At 50.5% G+C, this 15,137-nt stretch carries 10 protein-coding genes, 3 pseudogenes and 1 riboswitch; of the genes and pseudogenes, 7 read left to right on the top strand and 6 right to left on the bottom strand.

What is annotated here, in order from left to right; genetic code table 11:
• Nucleotides 1–147: 147 nt before the first annotated feature.
• The 6 genes and pseudogenes from ATN88_RS20910 to ATN88_RS20885 form a co-directional block, all read right to left on the bottom strand.
• Nucleotides 148–1,274 (bottom strand): annotated as a pseudogene (locus tag ATN88_RS20910) (MJ1255/VC2487 family glycosyltransferase).
• 47 nt (nt 1,275–1,321) lie between these two features.
• Entirely contained in the window at nt 1,322–1,828 is a 507-nt protein-coding gene (locus ATN88_RS20905) for a phosphatase PAP2 family protein (protein WP_067419542.1), read from the bottom strand.
• 111 nt (nt 1,829–1,939) lie between these two features.
• Nucleotides 1,940–5,047: an efflux RND transporter permease subunit gene (locus ATN88_RS20900; protein ID WP_067419541.1), complete on the bottom strand. Its 3,108-nt coding sequence runs from the start codon at nt 5,045–5,047 to the stop codon at nt 1,940–1,942.
• A pseudogene (locus tag ATN88_RS20895) lies at nt 5,044–6,374 on the bottom strand (efflux RND transporter periplasmic adaptor subunit). The gene ATN88_RS20900 and the pseudogene ATN88_RS20895 overlap by 4 nt, the downstream one beginning before the upstream one ends.
• On the bottom strand, nt 6,371–6,724 hold the full coding sequence (locus tag ATN88_RS20890) for a hypothetical protein (RefSeq protein ID WP_157490782.1): 354 nt from the start codon (nt 6,722–6,724) through the stop codon (nt 6,371–6,373). Before ATN88_RS20890 ends, ATN88_RS20895 begins: the two are co-directional and overlap by 4 nt.
• A complete protein-coding gene (locus tag ATN88_RS20885) occupies nt 6,721–7,014 on the bottom strand; it encodes a TetR/AcrR family transcriptional regulator (protein WP_067419539.1) in 294 nt (97 codons plus the stop codon). Before ATN88_RS20885 ends, ATN88_RS20890 begins: the two co-directional genes overlap by 4 nt.
• Before the next feature lie 495 nt (nt 7,015–7,509).
• On the opposite strand from ATN88_RS20885, the gene leuA reads away from it, so the two are divergent.
• From leuA to thiB, 7 genes and pseudogenes are all read left to right on the top strand, one after another.
• On the top strand, nt 7,510–9,066 hold the full coding sequence (leuA, locus tag ATN88_RS20880; protein WP_067419538.1) for a 2-isopropylmalate synthase: 1,557 nt from the start codon (nt 7,510–7,512) through the stop codon (nt 9,064–9,066).
• A 2-nt stretch (nt 9,067–9,068) separates the two neighbouring features.
• Nucleotides 9,069–10,156: pseudogene (gene leuB / locus ATN88_RS20875) on the top strand (3-isopropylmalate dehydrogenase).
• 42 nt (nt 10,157–10,198) lie between these two features.
• Nucleotides 10,199–11,599, top strand: coding sequence for a 3-isopropylmalate dehydratase large subunit (leuC, locus tag ATN88_RS20870; RefSeq protein ID WP_067419537.1), 1,401 nt, complete (start codon nt 10,199–10,201; stop codon nt 11,597–11,599).
• Nucleotides 11,600–11,608: 9 nt separating this feature from the next.
• On the top strand, nt 11,609–12,211 hold the full coding sequence (leuD, locus tag ATN88_RS20865) for a 3-isopropylmalate dehydratase small subunit (RefSeq protein ID WP_067419536.1): 603 nt from the start codon (nt 11,609–11,611) through the stop codon (nt 12,209–12,211).
• Between the two features lie 84 nt (nt 12,212–12,295).
• Nucleotides 12,296–13,033, top strand: coding sequence for a DUF4344 domain-containing metallopeptidase (locus ATN88_RS20860; protein ID WP_067419535.1), 738 nt, complete (start codon nt 12,296–12,298; stop codon nt 13,031–13,033).
• A 51-nt stretch (nt 13,034–13,084) separates the two neighbouring features.
• Nucleotides 13,085–13,891: a DUF547 domain-containing protein gene (locus tag ATN88_RS20855; protein ID WP_067419534.1), complete on the top strand. Its 807-nt coding sequence runs from the start codon at nt 13,085–13,087 to the stop codon at nt 13,889–13,891.
• An 80-nt stretch (nt 13,892–13,971) separates the two neighbouring features.
• Nucleotides 13,972–14,074, top strand: a riboswitch (TPP riboswitch).
• Between the two features lie 46 nt (nt 14,075–14,120).
• Nucleotides 14,121–15,116, top strand: a complete 996-nt coding sequence (gene thiB, locus ATN88_RS20850; protein ID WP_067419533.1) for a thiamine ABC transporter substrate binding subunit — start codon at nt 14,121–14,123, stop codon at nt 15,114–15,116.
• Nucleotides 15,117–15,137: the final 21 nt, after the last annotated feature.

Below are 15,137 nucleotides of genomic sequence, written 5' to 3'. Positions count from 1 at the left end.
TGACCCCAGTAAATTGTTATAAAAACTTGTCCCTTTAAAAGGTTAAAAACCTAAATAGAGGCAAGATTATCTACGTATTTTCATGCAGTTAGCTATAAAAACAGCCATCGACAAACTTATCAATAAAGCATTCACAAAATCAATGAGTTAGGTTTTTATATTGATCTCATAAGATAGGCGCATGCTGAACATGGCACGTTTTCGGCTTTGGCTTGGCCAAAAATCTGACAGTAGGTCGGTCACATGATCAGGAAAGCTGACTTGAGACCATAACGCATCCCGAAGTGCGGGTAAGGTCGATAAGTCGCCTTGCGCCAGCCAATCAGCTAAGGCGGTCGCCACTTCAGGATACACAACGCGATGGCTCTCCGCCTGATCCAGCCATTCCCCAATGGCGCCCTTATCTAGCGTGTCCATCACCGATGCCAGTCCCAGCATGTCGAGCGTCGCGACATTACTTTGCTGCTCAAACTGCCCATTTAGCGGTTTCAACAAGAGCTTTTTGCCAAGAGAAAGGGCTTCCGATGGCAGTTCAAACCCGCCGTTAGCAATCACGCCCCCGCATTCTTGCAGTGCTTGGTGGAATTCAGCCTTACTAAGCGGCCGCACTGCGACATTCTTATGTTGTATCGGCAAGGTGCAATCAGGATGAAAGCACAAAAACGACGCGAGAAGTGATTTAGCACCTCAATCACATCGTCTAATCGCTCAAACGGCAAATACGTCAAAACCGTCTTGCCTCGGCTCGCGGCTTTATCCGTTAAATCGACAATCGGCGGCAGAATGGGTTGGTTGAAGTGATACCAATGCAGGCCGATTTTGACGTCCGTGGGCGCGAAGTGGCGCATGATGAACTTATCCAGCAGCCCTTGACCGCGTTTGGGCACATCAAACGTAAACGCAGATTGGTGACTGATTGAAAGCGACGGAATTCCATGTCGCTTGGCGGCATGCGCAGAAACAGGTTCGAAATCTGAAATGACCAAGTCATAGTCGCGCACATCCAATGCCTTTACATCTTTGAAAAACTGCCACAGGTCATTTTGTTGGGCGGTTTTCACCACATCGACTTTGCCAGCATGGCTGACGAAGGTTAATCCTTTGCGGCATTGATAGTTGCCAAAAACGGCCATGTCGAAATACGCACTTTCCTCTCTGCCAGAGAACAGGTACTGCACCTCAACATCATCATGGCCAGCAAACGCTTCTGCCATCGCTCTTGCTCGGGAGATGTGACCATTTCCCGTTCCCTGCACACCATAAAGTATTTTCATTCAGGCTCTCACGGTTCGTCGAACGCACCTTGCCAAAGGCAATCCGTTCAGAAGGTCAATGCAAGCGCCGCACAGCCAAGCCCCAGCAGCGCACCGACTAAAACATCAGAAATAAAGTGGACACCCAGCAAGACACGAGACAGGCCAATGGCTGCTGCCCACGTCCAATACACGTGATTGAAATCGGGATAGAAATGGCTCAGCAACGCAGCCATGACAAAGGCGGCTGCCGTATGGCCCGAGGGCATGCTGTAAAGATCAGAAGGTGTAATGAAAGAGGGTAAGTGCTGAGGCCGAGCGCGACGAAACAGGCGCTTGAGCGACATATAAAGCGGCACTTCAATGGCAAACGCCACCAGACCGCATAGCAAGAAAGACAGCCCATGCAGGCCATCACTGATTGCCAAAAGCACACCGATTGCGGCGTAAAGGTGACCGTCACCGCTTCTCGACACCCAACGAAAAACGCGCGCAATATCGGCACTAAATCTATGACTTAAGCAAAGGGACGAAAACGCATGGTCGACCCTTTGAATAGCAACGAGACTTCGCATTCATCCACCCCATTTGTCGATGATTCAACATCAGCTTAGGAGGGACGAATGACAAATCCGTGACGCTTTGCAGACGTATTGATGAAGTTTTCTACTGCAATCTTGTACCTTTTAAACCGTTAATACTTCGTGACGTTTTACCTTACCAAAGTCGGCCAAAATGGCATAAGCCGCGGGGATCATAAATAGCACCAGCAGTGTCGAGGTGAAAATGCCAAACACGATGGAAATCACCAGCGGTTTCACCACCTGAGCCTGCAAACTGGTTTCGAGCAACAAGGGCAATAAACCTGCAGCCGTTGTCAGCGACGTAAGAAAGACAGCGCGAAAACGCTCCTGACTGGCACTCACTACCGCGCTGTAAACATCTTCCCCTTCATCGAGGTGGTGGCGAATGTATTGCACCAGCAAGATGGAATCGTTCACCACAACGCCCGCCAATGACACAAAGCCCATGATGCTTGGCATACTCAGGGGATGCCCCAACAGCCAATGTCCCCAGATTACACCTATCAAGGCAAGCGGAATCGCAATCAACACCACGAAAGGTTCGAGATAACTGCGGAATTGGTAACTCAGAATCACGAAGATCCCAAACAGCCCCAGCGCAAAGCCCACGCCCATTGAGCGTCCGGTTTCAGCAGAATCGCGGCTCTGCCCTTCAAACAAAACCCGCAGTCCCGGGTATTGCGCGTTAAGATCAGGCACCACATCTTGGCGAAGCTGTAGCAACACATCCCCGATACTGACTTGGCTTTGTACTACATCGCCATACACGCTCAAGGTTCTCAGGCCATCAATGCGCTGAATACGGACAAAATTTCGTTGGTAGTTAAGCTCTGCAACAGTAGAAAGCGGCACTTGGCTGCCATCAGGCATGACTATCGGAAAGTTGGCAAAGCTTTGCAGACTCGCCGCGTCGGCATTGTCCAATCTCACATCAATTTCAATGCTCTCTGGCCCTACCTGAATTTCATCGGCGGTTTGGCCGAAGTAAGCGGCACGAAGCTGACGCGCAATCATCTGGCCATTGATGCCGAACGCTTCTGCCCCAGGGCGCAGCGTGACTTTCACTTCTTCTTTGCCGGGACGCATGTCATCGAGCACCCCAGAAACCCCTTGGAATTGACCGATAAACTGTTGAATCGCGACCGACGCCTCTTTCAGCTCATCCAAATCATCGTGCTGGAGGCGAATATCAAAGTCTCTGCCCCCTGGCCCCATGGCAGGTTGTTTAAACACCAGCGAAACAGGATTTGTCAGCACACCCGTTTCTTTTTCCCATTCAGCGATAAAGTCATCAATCAAGGTTGTGCGTTCTTCCGCACTGCGCAAATCCAGCCTCACGGTTGCAATGTGCTGACCACTTTCATCAGCATCAGCGTTGAAATTGAATTGCTCCGTCATGTGCTCGATAAGTGGCTCACCACCTTCTTTCTCCTCACTCCAGCGCGCCCCGATTCGATTGGCTGAAGCCACCAGTGCCTCCACCACCTGTTCGGTTTGTGCTAGCGATGACCCTGGCGGCAAAATCACCCTTGCTTCAGCGATGTCACCATCCAGCTCTGGAAAACCCACAAAACGCACCGAGCCTGACACCAGCAAAGACACCGAAATCAGTAGCATCGCGAGCACACCGCCGACAAAGGCATAGCGCCACGCCACCGCTTTAGTAACAAGCTCTGCCAATTTCCCTTGTCGAAAGGCTTCGAACTTCTCAAGGAATGCCCGCTTGAATGCCAGATCGGGCTTAGGTTTCCCTGCTTTGGAAAGTGAATGTTGCAAGTGATGTGGCAGGATCAGAAAGGCTTCAATCAAACTAAGCGTCAGCACCAGAATCAACACCATGGGCACGACACGCAATACCGCGCCCATTTCACCTTGCAAGAAAATCAGGCTACCGAAAATACACACTGTGGTGAGATACGAAGACACTACGCCAGGCAGCACTTTTTTGACGCCATTGACCACGGCATCTTCAAGCTTTTGTCCCCTGTCGATGTGCGAAGCTATGGATTCTGAAATCACGATGGCATCATCCATCATGATCCCGATGGCCATCAACAACGCCACCAAAGACATGATGTTGATGGAAAGTCCAAGCTGCGCCATCAAGAAGAAACTGCCAAGGAAAGCAACAGGCAACCCCGCTGCGACCCAAAAGGAGTATCGCAGCGAGAAGAACATCCACATCACGCCGAACACCAAGATCACCCCTTGCCACGCATTGCGCGTCATCATGGTGAGACGGTCCCAAAGCAGTGAGGAGAAGTCATTGGTAAGGTTCAGTGACACGCCAGTGGGTGCAATGAGCTGCTGATCGGCGACAAATTCAGAGACGCGATCTTTGATGCGCAACGCATCGTCCGCTTTGTTTTTGCTGATCTTGAGAATGGCGGACGGCTTACCATCAAACCACACTTTTTGTTCATCAAGCTCAAAGCGTTCGGTCAGCGTTGCGATGTCTTGCAACCTGACCACACCTCCATCTGAGTCCGCCGCCACGACGATACGTCCTAAGGTGTCTGCACCAATGCGCCTTTCATCGAAACGGATCAATAAGCTTTTGTCTGCCAGCTCCACATTACCGCTGGGCAAGTTGATGTTCTGCGCCGTCACTTCTGCCGCGATATCAGCGATGCTCAAACCAAGCTGACGCAGCGCACTCTCGCGCACTTCGATGCGAATTTGTTTATCAGAGAAACCCGCCACAGTGACCAGCGGCACGTCGTAGTCATGCTTTAAGGTCTGTTTGAGATCTTCTGCATACGCTTTCAGCCCCACCCAATCAGTGTCCGCAGCGATAGCGACATCAACAACCGGTTCATTCCAGTCGAGCTCTCTGACAACTGGCGGTTCGATATCACTGGGGAAGTTGTTGATGGCGTTGATTTGCGTTTGAATGTCCACCAGCATGCGGGAGATATCCGCATTAGGCGTGAGCTTCACCACCAGTGATGCCGCTCCTTCCAGCGCCTCACAGCGGGTTTCTTCGATGTTGGAAAGCCCATCAATGGCTTCTTCCATCAACAGACAAATGTTCTGCTCCACCTGCTCAGGGCTTGCCCCCGGATAGGCAACGCTGGCGAGAATGTAAGGCGGCGCAAATTCAGGAAAGGTTTCACGCTTTAATTGTGGCAATGCCGTCAACCCCAGCAAAATCAGAGTCAGCATTAAAAGGTTAGCGGCGGTTGGGTGCCGAGCAAAAAAGCGGATCATGATGCATCCCCTTTCGCCTCATCCGCGATATTTACCGCAATGCCATCCATGGTAACGGCGCGCAATGCCATACCCGGCACAGCTGGGAGAATGTCGTTCAAAACCAAGGTCTGTCCTGCCCTCAATGGCCCATCAATCGCAACCAGTCCCTCTTTTCTGAACAAAACACTCACTGGCACAACGTTTAGCACACCGTCTTCCATCAGATAAACCTTGTCACCACGTAAGGCTTGCTCCGGGATCACCCAATGCGCTTGCGGCTGTCCTTCTATGGTGGCCTTCACAAACATGCCATTGACCAGCGGCGGCAAAAGAGAATCTGTATTTACAGCGGTGCCGTTGAGCGGAATTTCTAAAATCACCCTACTGTGGCTTGGTTTAGGTTTACCGTGTCGCTAAGGCGCGCCACCTTGGCTTTCCAATCACCTTGGAACGAACCACTTGAAAGCGTGACGTGTGCGGTGAGCGCATGGAGTGGCGGATTGTTCGACACGCCTTTTTTCTCAAGGCTATCAATCAAGGTCTGCATGTCGTGAATGGACACCTGCGCATCCACCTCCACATCATCCAACCCGTGAGAAACCAGCATGACTTGTTGCGGTGTGACCACCTGATCCTGTTCGATATTCACTTCCGCGATGCGGCTGTCGATAGGCAAGGTAATCTCTGTTTTTTCTAGGTTTCTTTGAGCTTGCTGGAGAGCCAGTTCACTCGCCGCTAGCTCTGCTTGGGTGATTTTCTTTTCGTCAGGCAATACATTGAGCTGCGCATCGAGATCCTGAACCCGCGTCTGTTGGGACAAAAAGGACTGCTGCTCCGCATCAAGTTCAGACTGCGAGGTTAAGCCCCTTTGTTGCAGGTTGGTTTTTCGGGCGAGCTCATCTTTGCTCAGTGCCAGCCTTCGCTTCTCAATGGCCAAGGTCGATTTTAGGTTTTTCTCATCTAAATTGAGCTTGGCGAGCCGCGCCTGCTTGGCGTTCACGTCTACTTCCGCTTGGGCTACTGCGATTTGATAATCCGTCGGGTCAATTTTTAGCAGCACAGTACCCGCTTCAAGAAGCTGCCCTTTGGCTAAGTCTGGATGGCGATAGATGACCTTGCCGTTCACTTCTGCGATGGCTTGCCAAATCAGCTTAGGCGTGACACGCCCAAAGCCTGTCACTTGCGGTGAAATGGCTTGTTGCTGCAAGGTCATCACATCAACAGCACGCGATTTTGATAAAGACGGTTTCACCGGAATATCAGGGCGGGTTTTAACGGCCATCACCAGAACGGCAATGCCAATCGCCAGCACAGGAAAGAACAGGAGCTTTCTTTTTAGCGTCATCGTGTGTGTTCTCCCTGAACGTTAAAGATCCCGGTTTGAAGCAGTGAAGCGTTGTGCTGCGCAAGTTTGAGTAAGTACTCCTCACTAAAGGATATGCCCTGAAGCTCAGCCATGCCTTTTGGCATGATAAACGGCAATACCATCAGGCTAAAAAAGCTCAGTCTAGCAAGCTCAGGATCGATGTTTTCACGCAACACACCCTTTTCCTGTAAGCGAGTAAACAGCATCTGTTGCACCGGCAGGATGATGTCATGAAAGAGTTTTTCGACCGCCAAACGCTGCTGATCTTGCCCATCCAACATCATGCTACGAAAGATGAGAGACGGCAGATTAGGCCCAGACGACATCACCCGATAGAAGCTTCCACCGCATCGTTCAACGTCTCGACCTTTCCGTCTTGAATGGCTTGTCGAAGTTTGGCGATGGTTGGTGCCGCATTTTCTCTGACCGTGGCCTCGAACAATCCCGCTTTGTTGCCAAAGTAGTAGCGGATAAGAGCCACATCCACACCTGCGCTTTCGGCTATCTTCCGCGTGGATACTTTGTCGTAAGGTTTGGAGAGAAAATAGCGTGTCGCCTCTTCAATGAGGGCTTCTCTGGCTCGGGAAGCACCTGTCGGACGTCCTGGTCGCTTGGTCATGTTGCACCTTAATTCATCACTGATGAATTAATAGTACGCGGCTAACTGCCACATTTCTCAAACTTTAATTCCACAATACCCCGTTTTGTGATGAATTTCCGAACGCCAAAATCAAGCAGAGAATAAAACCAGTAGCACAGTCATTTTTTGGTGTTTTTCACCAAAGTTAACATTTTGAATAATGCATTCTTGTTATTTTCTATTTTGATGTTGACGTTTTAGTGAACGGTTTGGTATTCATTTGTGCAGACCATTAAAGGATTCTGTAACAAATGATGATGCGTATTTTCCTCCTAGACCTTCTACTTCTCGTGAACAATTCGCGCGGGTAGGTCATGGACAGAAAATAACATCCAAAAGACTTTTAAAAACCCGCGCAGAAGCGCGGGTTTTTTCGTATGACCTGCCAGCAGTGCGGATTACTCATATCAATCTCAGTAAGTAGTTAAAAACTGTTTGCGACATTGGTACTCAACGGCAACAGAGGGAACGACCATGAAAGACCGAGTCATCATATTTGACACCACATTACGTGACGGCGAACAAGCGCTGTCTGCAAGCTTGACGGTTAAAGAAAAATTGCAGATTGCACTCGCGCTCGAGCGTTTGGGTGTAGATGTGATTGAAGCGGGTTTCCCTGTCTCCAGCCCTGGTGATTTTGAATCGGTTCAAACGATCGCAAAAACGGTCAAAAACAGCCGAATCTGTGCCTTGTCCCGTGCGGTCGATAAAGACATCGACGTTGCTGCTGAATCTCTGAAAGTTGCCGAAGCCTTCCGAATCCACACCTTCCTGTCCACCTCTACCATCCACGTTCAAGACAAACTGCGCCGCAGTTATGACCAAGTGGTTGAGATGGGAGTGAATGCCGTTAAACGCGCACGTCGCTATACGGATGATGTGGAATTCTCGTGTGAAGACGCAGGCCGCACACCGATTGATAACCTTTGCCGCATGGTAGAAGAAGCCATCAAGGCGGGTGCAACGACCGTCAATATCCCAGATACCGTGGGCTACACCGTACCGGGTGAGTTCGGCGGCATTATCGAAACCCTGTTTAATCGCGTACCGAACATCGACAAAGCCATCATCTCTGTGCACTGCCACGATGACTTGGGCATGTCGGTGGCCAACTCCATTGCAGCGGTTCAAGCAGGTGCACGTCAGATTGAAGGCACGATCAACGGCATCGGTGAGCGTGCGGGCAACTGTGCGCTGGAAGAAATTGCCATGATCATCAAAACCCGCGGCGAGCTGCTGGGTGTGGATACGGGCATCAACCACAAAGAAATCAGCCGCACCAGCAAAATGGTCAGCCAGCTTTGTAATATGCCTATCCAGTCAAACAAGGCGATTGTCGGTACCAATGCGTTCAGTCACAGTTCTGGTATTCACCAAGACGGCATGCTGAAAAACAAAAACACCTATGAAATCATGACACCTGAGTCGATTGGCTTGGGTCAAAAAGCCCTGAATTTGACCAGCCGTTCAGGCCGCGCAGCCGTGAAAAGCCACATGGACACCATGGGCTACAGCGAGTCTGACTACAACTTGGATACCCTGTACGAGTCTTTCTTGAAATTGGCGGACCGCAAAGGCCAAGTCTTCGATTACGACTTGGAAGCACTGATGTTCTTCAACAACTTGCAAGAAGAAGATGACTTCTACAAGTTGAAGTACCTGAGCGTACAAAGTGGCAGCGTGATGGCGACCACCAGCGTAACCTTGCAGTGTGGCGACGAGACCATCAGCGATGCTGCCATCGGTAACGGCCCGGTTGATGCCTTGTATCAAGTGATTTACCGCGTCACTGGCTACGACATCGTGCTGGACAAATTTGACCTGACCGCAAAAGGCGAAGGCGAAGACGGTTTGGGTCAGGCAGACATCATCGCCAACTACAAAGGTCGCAAGTACCACGGTACGGGCGTATCGACCGACATTATTGAAGCATCGGGACAAGCACTGCTGCACGTAATCAACAGCATCTACCGCGCCGATCGCATCGCACAAATCAAAGAACAAGCAACATTGAAAACGGAGACAGTTTAACCATGGCAGGTACTTACAAGATTGCCGTTCTACCGGGTGATGGCATTGGCCTGAAGTGATGCAACAAGCACACAAAGTGCTGGATGCGGTTGCGAAGAAATTCTCTATCACCTTCGAAAAAGAAGAATACGACGTTGGCGGTATCGCTATCGACAATCATGGTACACCACTGCCAGACGCGACGCTGAAAGGCTGTGAAGCCGCCGATGCAGTGTTGTTTGGTTCTGTGGGTGGCCCAAAGTGGGAAAACCTGCCACCGAATGAGCAGCCAGAGCGCGGTGCGCTGCTGCCGTTGCGTAAGCACTTCCAGCTTTTCTGTAACCTGCGCCCTGCGCAAATTCATGCGGGTTTAGAGGCGTTCTCGCCACTGCGTGCTGACATTTCTGCGCGCGGCTTTGACATCGTCGTGGTGCGCGAACTGACTGGCGGTATTTACTTTGGTCAGCCAAAAGGTCGTGAAGGCTCAGGCCCTGAAGAAAAAGCGTTCGATACCGAAGTTTACTACCGCTATGAAATCGAGCGTATTGCTCGCATCGCGTTTGAATCTGCGCGCCTTCGTCGTAAGAAAGTGATGTCGGTAGACAAAGCGAACGTACTGCAAAGCTCTATCCTGTGGCGCGAAGTGGTCGAGGAAGTCGCGAAAGACTACCCAGATGTCGAGCTATCACACATCTACATCGACAACGCGACCATGCAGCTAATCAAAGACCCGTCGCAATTCGACGTCATGCTGTGTTCAAACATCTTCGGCGACATCATCTCTGATGAATGCGCGATGATCACGGGCTCCATGGGCATGCTGCCTTCAGCAAGCCTTAACGACAGCAAGTTTGGCTTGTACGAGCCTGCAGGCGGCTCAGCACCGGATATCGCAGGTAAAAACATTGCTAACCCAGTGGCACAAATTCTGTCAGCAGCCTTAATGCTTCGCTACAGCTTGGGTGAAGAAGAGGCAGCACGCGCGATTGAAGCGGCGGTAAGCCATGCGCTGGAAGCGGGTGAACTGACAGCAGATCTGGCAGGTGATGCCACACCTTTGACCACCTCAGAGATGGGTGACAAGATTGCAGCGTACGTGAGCCAAGCCTAAGCGCACTGGAAGCGAATAACTAATTACAAGGATGACATGGCAATGTCGGCAAAAACATTATACGAAAAAGTCTACGACGCCCATGTGGTGGTTGAAGCACCGGGCGAAACCCCGCTGCTGTATATCGACCGCCACTTGGTGCACGAAGTAACGTCTCCGCAAGCCTTTGACGGCTTGCGTCAAAATGGCAGACCTGTTCGTCAGGTCTGCAAAACCTTCGCCACCATGGATCACAACGTTTCCACGGAAACCAAGGACATCAACGCTTCTGGCGAGATGGCCAAGATTCAGATGGAAACACTGGCAAAGAACTGTGAAGAGTTTGGTGTCACCCTGTATGACATCAACCACCCTTTCCAAGGCATCGTGCACGTCATGGGGCCTGAGCTGGGCATCACCCTGCCTGGCACTACCATTGTCTGTGGCGACTCACACACAGCAACGCATGGCGCGTTTGGTGCGTTGGCGTTTGGTATCGGTACCTCGGAAGTTGAGCACGTACTGGCGACTCAAACCCTCAAACAAGGTCGTGCTAAGACCATGAAAATTGAGGTCAAAGGCAAGGTTGCTGAAGGTGTGACTGCGAAAGACATCGTGCTTGCGATCATCGGCAAAGTCGGTCACGCAGGCGGTACAGGTTACGTAGTTGAGTTCTGCGGTCAGGCCATCGAAGATCTGACCATGGAAGGCCGTATGACGGTATGTAACATGGCCATCGAGCTGGGTGCCAAAGCAGGCCTTGTTGCACCAGACCAAACAACCTTTGATTACCTTGAAGGCCGCAAGTTTGCGCCAAAAGGCGAAGATTGGGATGCGGCGGTTGCTTACTGGAAAACGCTGAAGACCGATGAAGGCGCAAACTTTGATGCAGTGGTGACACTGGAAGCGAAAGACATCAGCAACCAAGTGACATGGGGCACCAACCCAGGTCAGGTTGTGGGCGTGAACGATGTCGTACCGGCACCAGAAAGCTTCAGCGACCCTATCGAGCGCCACTCAGCCGAACGCGCGCTGAAATACATGGGCATCGAAGCGGGCCAGAAAATCACAGACATCACCATCGACAAAGTCTTTATTGGCTCTTGCACCAACTCACGCATCGAAGACATGCGCGCAGCAGCCGCTATCGCCAAGGGTCGTAAAGTGGCTTCTGGCGTTCAGGCGCTGGTTGTGCCGGGATCTGAGCAAGTAAAAGCACAGGCAGAACAAGAAGGTCTGGACAAGATCTTTATCGAAGCAGGCTTTGAATGGCGTTTGCCGGGCTGCTCTATGTGTCTAGCGATGAACAACGATCGTTTGGGGCCAAAAGAGCGCTGCGCATCCACCAGTAACCGTAACTTTGAAGGCCGTCAGGGTCGTGAAGGTCGCACGCACTTGGTGAGTCCAGCCATGGCTGCAGCTGCAGCCGTTGCCGGTCACTTCGTTGACGTAAACAGCTTATAAGGAGTCACCATGTCAGGAATTAAACAACACAAAGGCTTGGTGGCACCGCTGGATGCAGCAAACGTCGATACCGATGCCATTATCCCTAAGCAGTTTTTGCAGAAAGTCACCCGCGTGGGCTTTGGTAAGCACCTGTTCCACGATTGGCGTTTTCTGGATGACGCAGGTCAGCAAGACAACCCAGAGTTCGTCCTGAACCACCCACGCTACAAAGGCGCGAGCGTGCTGCTTGCCCGTGAAAACTTCGGTTGTGGTTCATCGCGTGAGCACGCGCCATGGGCACTGGCAGATTACGGCTTTAAAGTGATGATCGCGCCAAGCTTTGCGGACATTTTCTACGGCAACTCCATCAACAACCAAATGGTGCCAGTACGCCTGACTGAAGCAGAAGTCGATGAGCTGTTTACGTTTGTTGACGCCAATGAAGGCGCAGAGATCGCACTGGATCTGGAAGCACAAACCGTGACCGCAGGCGACAAGTCTTACTCGTTCGAGATTGATGAATTCCGTCGCCACTGTTTGCTGAATGGCTTGGACAGTATCGGCTTGACGCTTCAGCATGAAGACAAGATCGCGGAGTACGAAAGTAAGATCCCAGCATTCCTTGCGTGATCGCTGATTTTTATTGTTAAAACCGACCCTTGTGGTCGGTTTTTTCTATCTTGAAGTCGGGTTTATTGGTTTAAGGTATCTGTCATGCGCGCTTTTGTTTCGTTTTTCTTTTTCACCTTCTCGCTCACCGTTCACGCCACGACGCAACTTCACATGGATTCGGCAACTGGTGATGACAAACAATGGCAGCAGTTAGCAAAACCGATCGCGACTGAAATGGTGAAATTTGCTAATCAGAATCTTCGCATCGAGGACAAGCTGACGATCCGCTTTGATGACCAAGATGGCCCCTTGTTTGATCCAGAGACCTTCACCATCCATATTCCCTATCAGTTTTTAAAAGAAGTTTATGGCCGTTATGCGGCAGCAGAGCCCGCACTTGAAGGCGTAACACCCGAGCAAGCGACGCAGTTTGCGCTACTTCATACTCTGCTGCACGAATATGGTCACGCATACATCTATAGCTGGGACATTCCGATCGTCGGCAAGGAAGAAGACGCGGTCGACAACTTCGCCACCGTGCTGCTTTTGAACGATTTTAAAGATGACGACGCTGCCTTTATTGCCACCGATTTATTCGCCCTTGAAGATTTGGATACAGACTATTTTGAGCAAAGCGATTTTTGGGATGAGCATAGTCTGGATGCGCAGCGTTACGCCGCCTCGCTGTGCCTTATTTACGGCAGCAACCCAAATAAATACAAAGACATCCTCGATGTCGAACTGAAAGACATGGAAAGAGATGCGTTCTGCGTCGAGGACTACGAAACAAAAAGTCGCAACTGGGCTCGGCTGATTGAAACCTACTCAGGCAGAAAGTAAATCTCACAATGTCGGGTCTTTGTGTAGAGAGACTTTATTAGGGAAAACACCATGCGTAAGCCTTTACCGTTTGGCATTTCGGTTTTTGTTGCCTTGATGCTGCTTGCTAGCCAAGCATTTGCCGCGCCAAAAAGCGATTTGTGGCCGATGTGGAACCAAAGCAACGAAGCAAATGCGGCAAGCTTTGATCATCAAAAATGGCAACAGATCCTCGATAAATACGTGGTTGTTAAAGGTCAGCATAACCTTTTTAACTACAGTGCTGTCACGCCATCAGACAAAGCCTTGTTGGACCAATACATCGTCGACCTGACGTCGTTGGATCCTAGAAATTACAGCAAGGACGAGCAGTTTGCTTATTGGGTTAACCTTTACAATGCCCTCACGGTTCAGCTGATCCTCGATGAATATCCGGTCAAGTCCATCACCAAGCTCGGCGGCTTTTTAAGCTTCGGTCCTTGGGATGATGACGTGACGCGTATTGCGGGTAAGAAACTCACTCTCAATGACATTGAGCACCGCATTTTGCGTCCGATTTGGAATGACGAGCGCATCCATTACGCAGTGAACTGTGCCAGCCTCGGCTGCCCTAACCTCGCACAAACCGCCTTTACGGGTGAAAACACCGAAGAGCTTCTTAATGAAGCCGCCAAACAGTTCACTAACAGTGATAAAGGCGCAAAAATTGACGGTAACACCCTGACATTGTCATCAATCTACGAATGGTATGGCGTCGATTTTGGCAACAACGAGCAAGCCGTTTTGAAGGCTATCGATGTATTTCGAGACGGGCAAAAGCTTGAAGGCTGGAGTGGCAAGATTAAGTACGATTACGACTGGGACTTGAACCAGCCATAAAAAAGACCGCCATATTCCAAGTCACAAAGGGCACGCACGTGCCCTTTGCTATCTCTATCACAACCTTTAGTTTACAATACTGTCATCTCGTGGGGTGCTGACATCGTCGGCTGAGAATGCGAACGCTAAACCCATAAACCTGATCCAGATAATGCTGGCGTAGGAATGAGATGTCTCAGATCCTCTGCTGACAACCCTCAACCTCGCCACACATTGACGTGAGGCTCGAATGAAATATTCCCTTTCAGCTTTGATGGTAGCGATGACCATGGCCGGTCCCGCGATGGCTGACGAAAAAGACACGCTAACTGTCTACACCTATGACTCTTTTGCCGCTGATTGGGGCCCGGGTCCTGCCGTAAAAAAAGCCTTTGAAGAGCAGTGCGGTTGCACCTTAAACCTTGTTGCGCTGGAAGATGGCGTGACCATTTTGAACCGCCTGCGCCTTGAAGGGAAAAACAGCAAAGCGGACGTCATTTTGGGTCTCGATACCAACTTGATGGCAGAAGCAGAAAAAACAGGCTTATTAACAACCCACAATGTTGATACCAAAACCGTGACCCTGCCGGATGGCTGGGACAACCAAACGTTCGTGCCTTATGACTTTGGCTATTTCGCTTTTGTTTACGACAAAACCAAACTGGAAAACCCGCCGAAAAGCCTGAAAGAGCTGGTTGAATCTCGTGATGACATCTCGGTGATCTACCAAGACCCGCGCACTTCAACGCCAGGCCAAGGTCTGATGCTTTGGATGAAGTCGGTCTATGGCGATGATGTCGCTAACGCATGGCAACAACTTGCGAAGAAAACTGTTACCGTAACGAAAGGCTGGTCAGAAGCCTACAGCATGTTCTTGAACGGCGAATCCGACATGGTGCTTTCTTACACCACGTCGCCGGCTTACCATTTGATTGCGGAAAATAACCCAAACTACACCAGCGCAAATTTTGAAGAAGGTCATTACCTGCAAGTAGAAGTGGCCGCAAAGGTGAAAAACTCTGACAATCAAAAACTCGCTGATGAATTCATGCAGTTCATCTTAAGCGATGGTTTTCAAAATGCGGTTCCAACAGGTCAGTGGATGTACCCAGTGACAGACATTACTCTGCCTCAAGGCTTTGAAACCCTGTCAGTGCCAACCAAGAGCTTGCAATTCACTCCAGAGAAAGTGGCAGACAACCGCCGCACTTGGATCCGTGAATGGCAATCGGCACTGGTGAAGTAATCTTTTCTGAGTGATAGAAAA

The sequence above is a fragment of the Enterovibrio coralii genome (genome assembly GCF_001559595.1).
Taxonomy (GTDB): domain Bacteria; phylum Pseudomonadota; class Gammaproteobacteria; order Enterobacterales; family Vibrionaceae; genus Enterovibrio; species Enterovibrio coralii.
The sequence above is the reverse complement of the archived record's forward strand: the minus strand, read 5'-3'. Positions and strand labels throughout refer to the sequence as shown.

What these genes read in the sequence shown, in the direction of transcription:
- ATN88_RS20905 (WP_067419542.1), bottom strand. Translation starts at nt 1,828, where the DNA reads ATGCGAAGTCTCGTTGCTATTCAAAGGGTCGACCATGCGTTTTCGTCC.
- ATN88_RS20900 (WP_067419541.1), bottom strand. Translation starts at nt 5,047, where the DNA reads ATGATCCGCTTTTTTGCTCGGCACCCAACCGCCGCTAACCTTTTAATG.
- ATN88_RS20885 (WP_067419539.1), bottom strand. Translation starts at nt 7,014, where the DNA reads ATGACCAAGCGACCAGGACGTCCGACAGGTGCTTCCCGAGCCAGAGAA.
- leuA (WP_067419538.1), top strand. Translation starts at nt 7,510, where the DNA reads ATGAAAGACCGAGTCATCATATTTGACACCACATTACGTGACGGCGAA.
- leuC (WP_067419537.1), top strand. Translation starts at nt 10,199, where the DNA reads ATGTCGGCAAAAACATTATACGAAAAAGTCTACGACGCCCATGTGGTG.
- leuD (WP_067419536.1), top strand. Translation starts at nt 11,609, where the DNA reads ATGTCAGGAATTAAACAACACAAAGGCTTGGTGGCACCGCTGGATGCA.
- ATN88_RS20860 (WP_067419535.1), top strand. Translation starts at nt 12,296, where the DNA reads ATGCGCGCTTTTGTTTCGTTTTTCTTTTTCACCTTCTCGCTCACCGTT.
- ATN88_RS20855 (WP_067419534.1), top strand. Translation starts at nt 13,085, where the DNA reads ATGCGTAAGCCTTTACCGTTTGGCATTTCGGTTTTTGTTGCCTTGATG.
- thiB (WP_067419533.1), top strand. Translation starts at nt 14,121, where the DNA reads ATGAAATATTCCCTTTCAGCTTTGATGGTAGCGATGACCATGGCCGGT.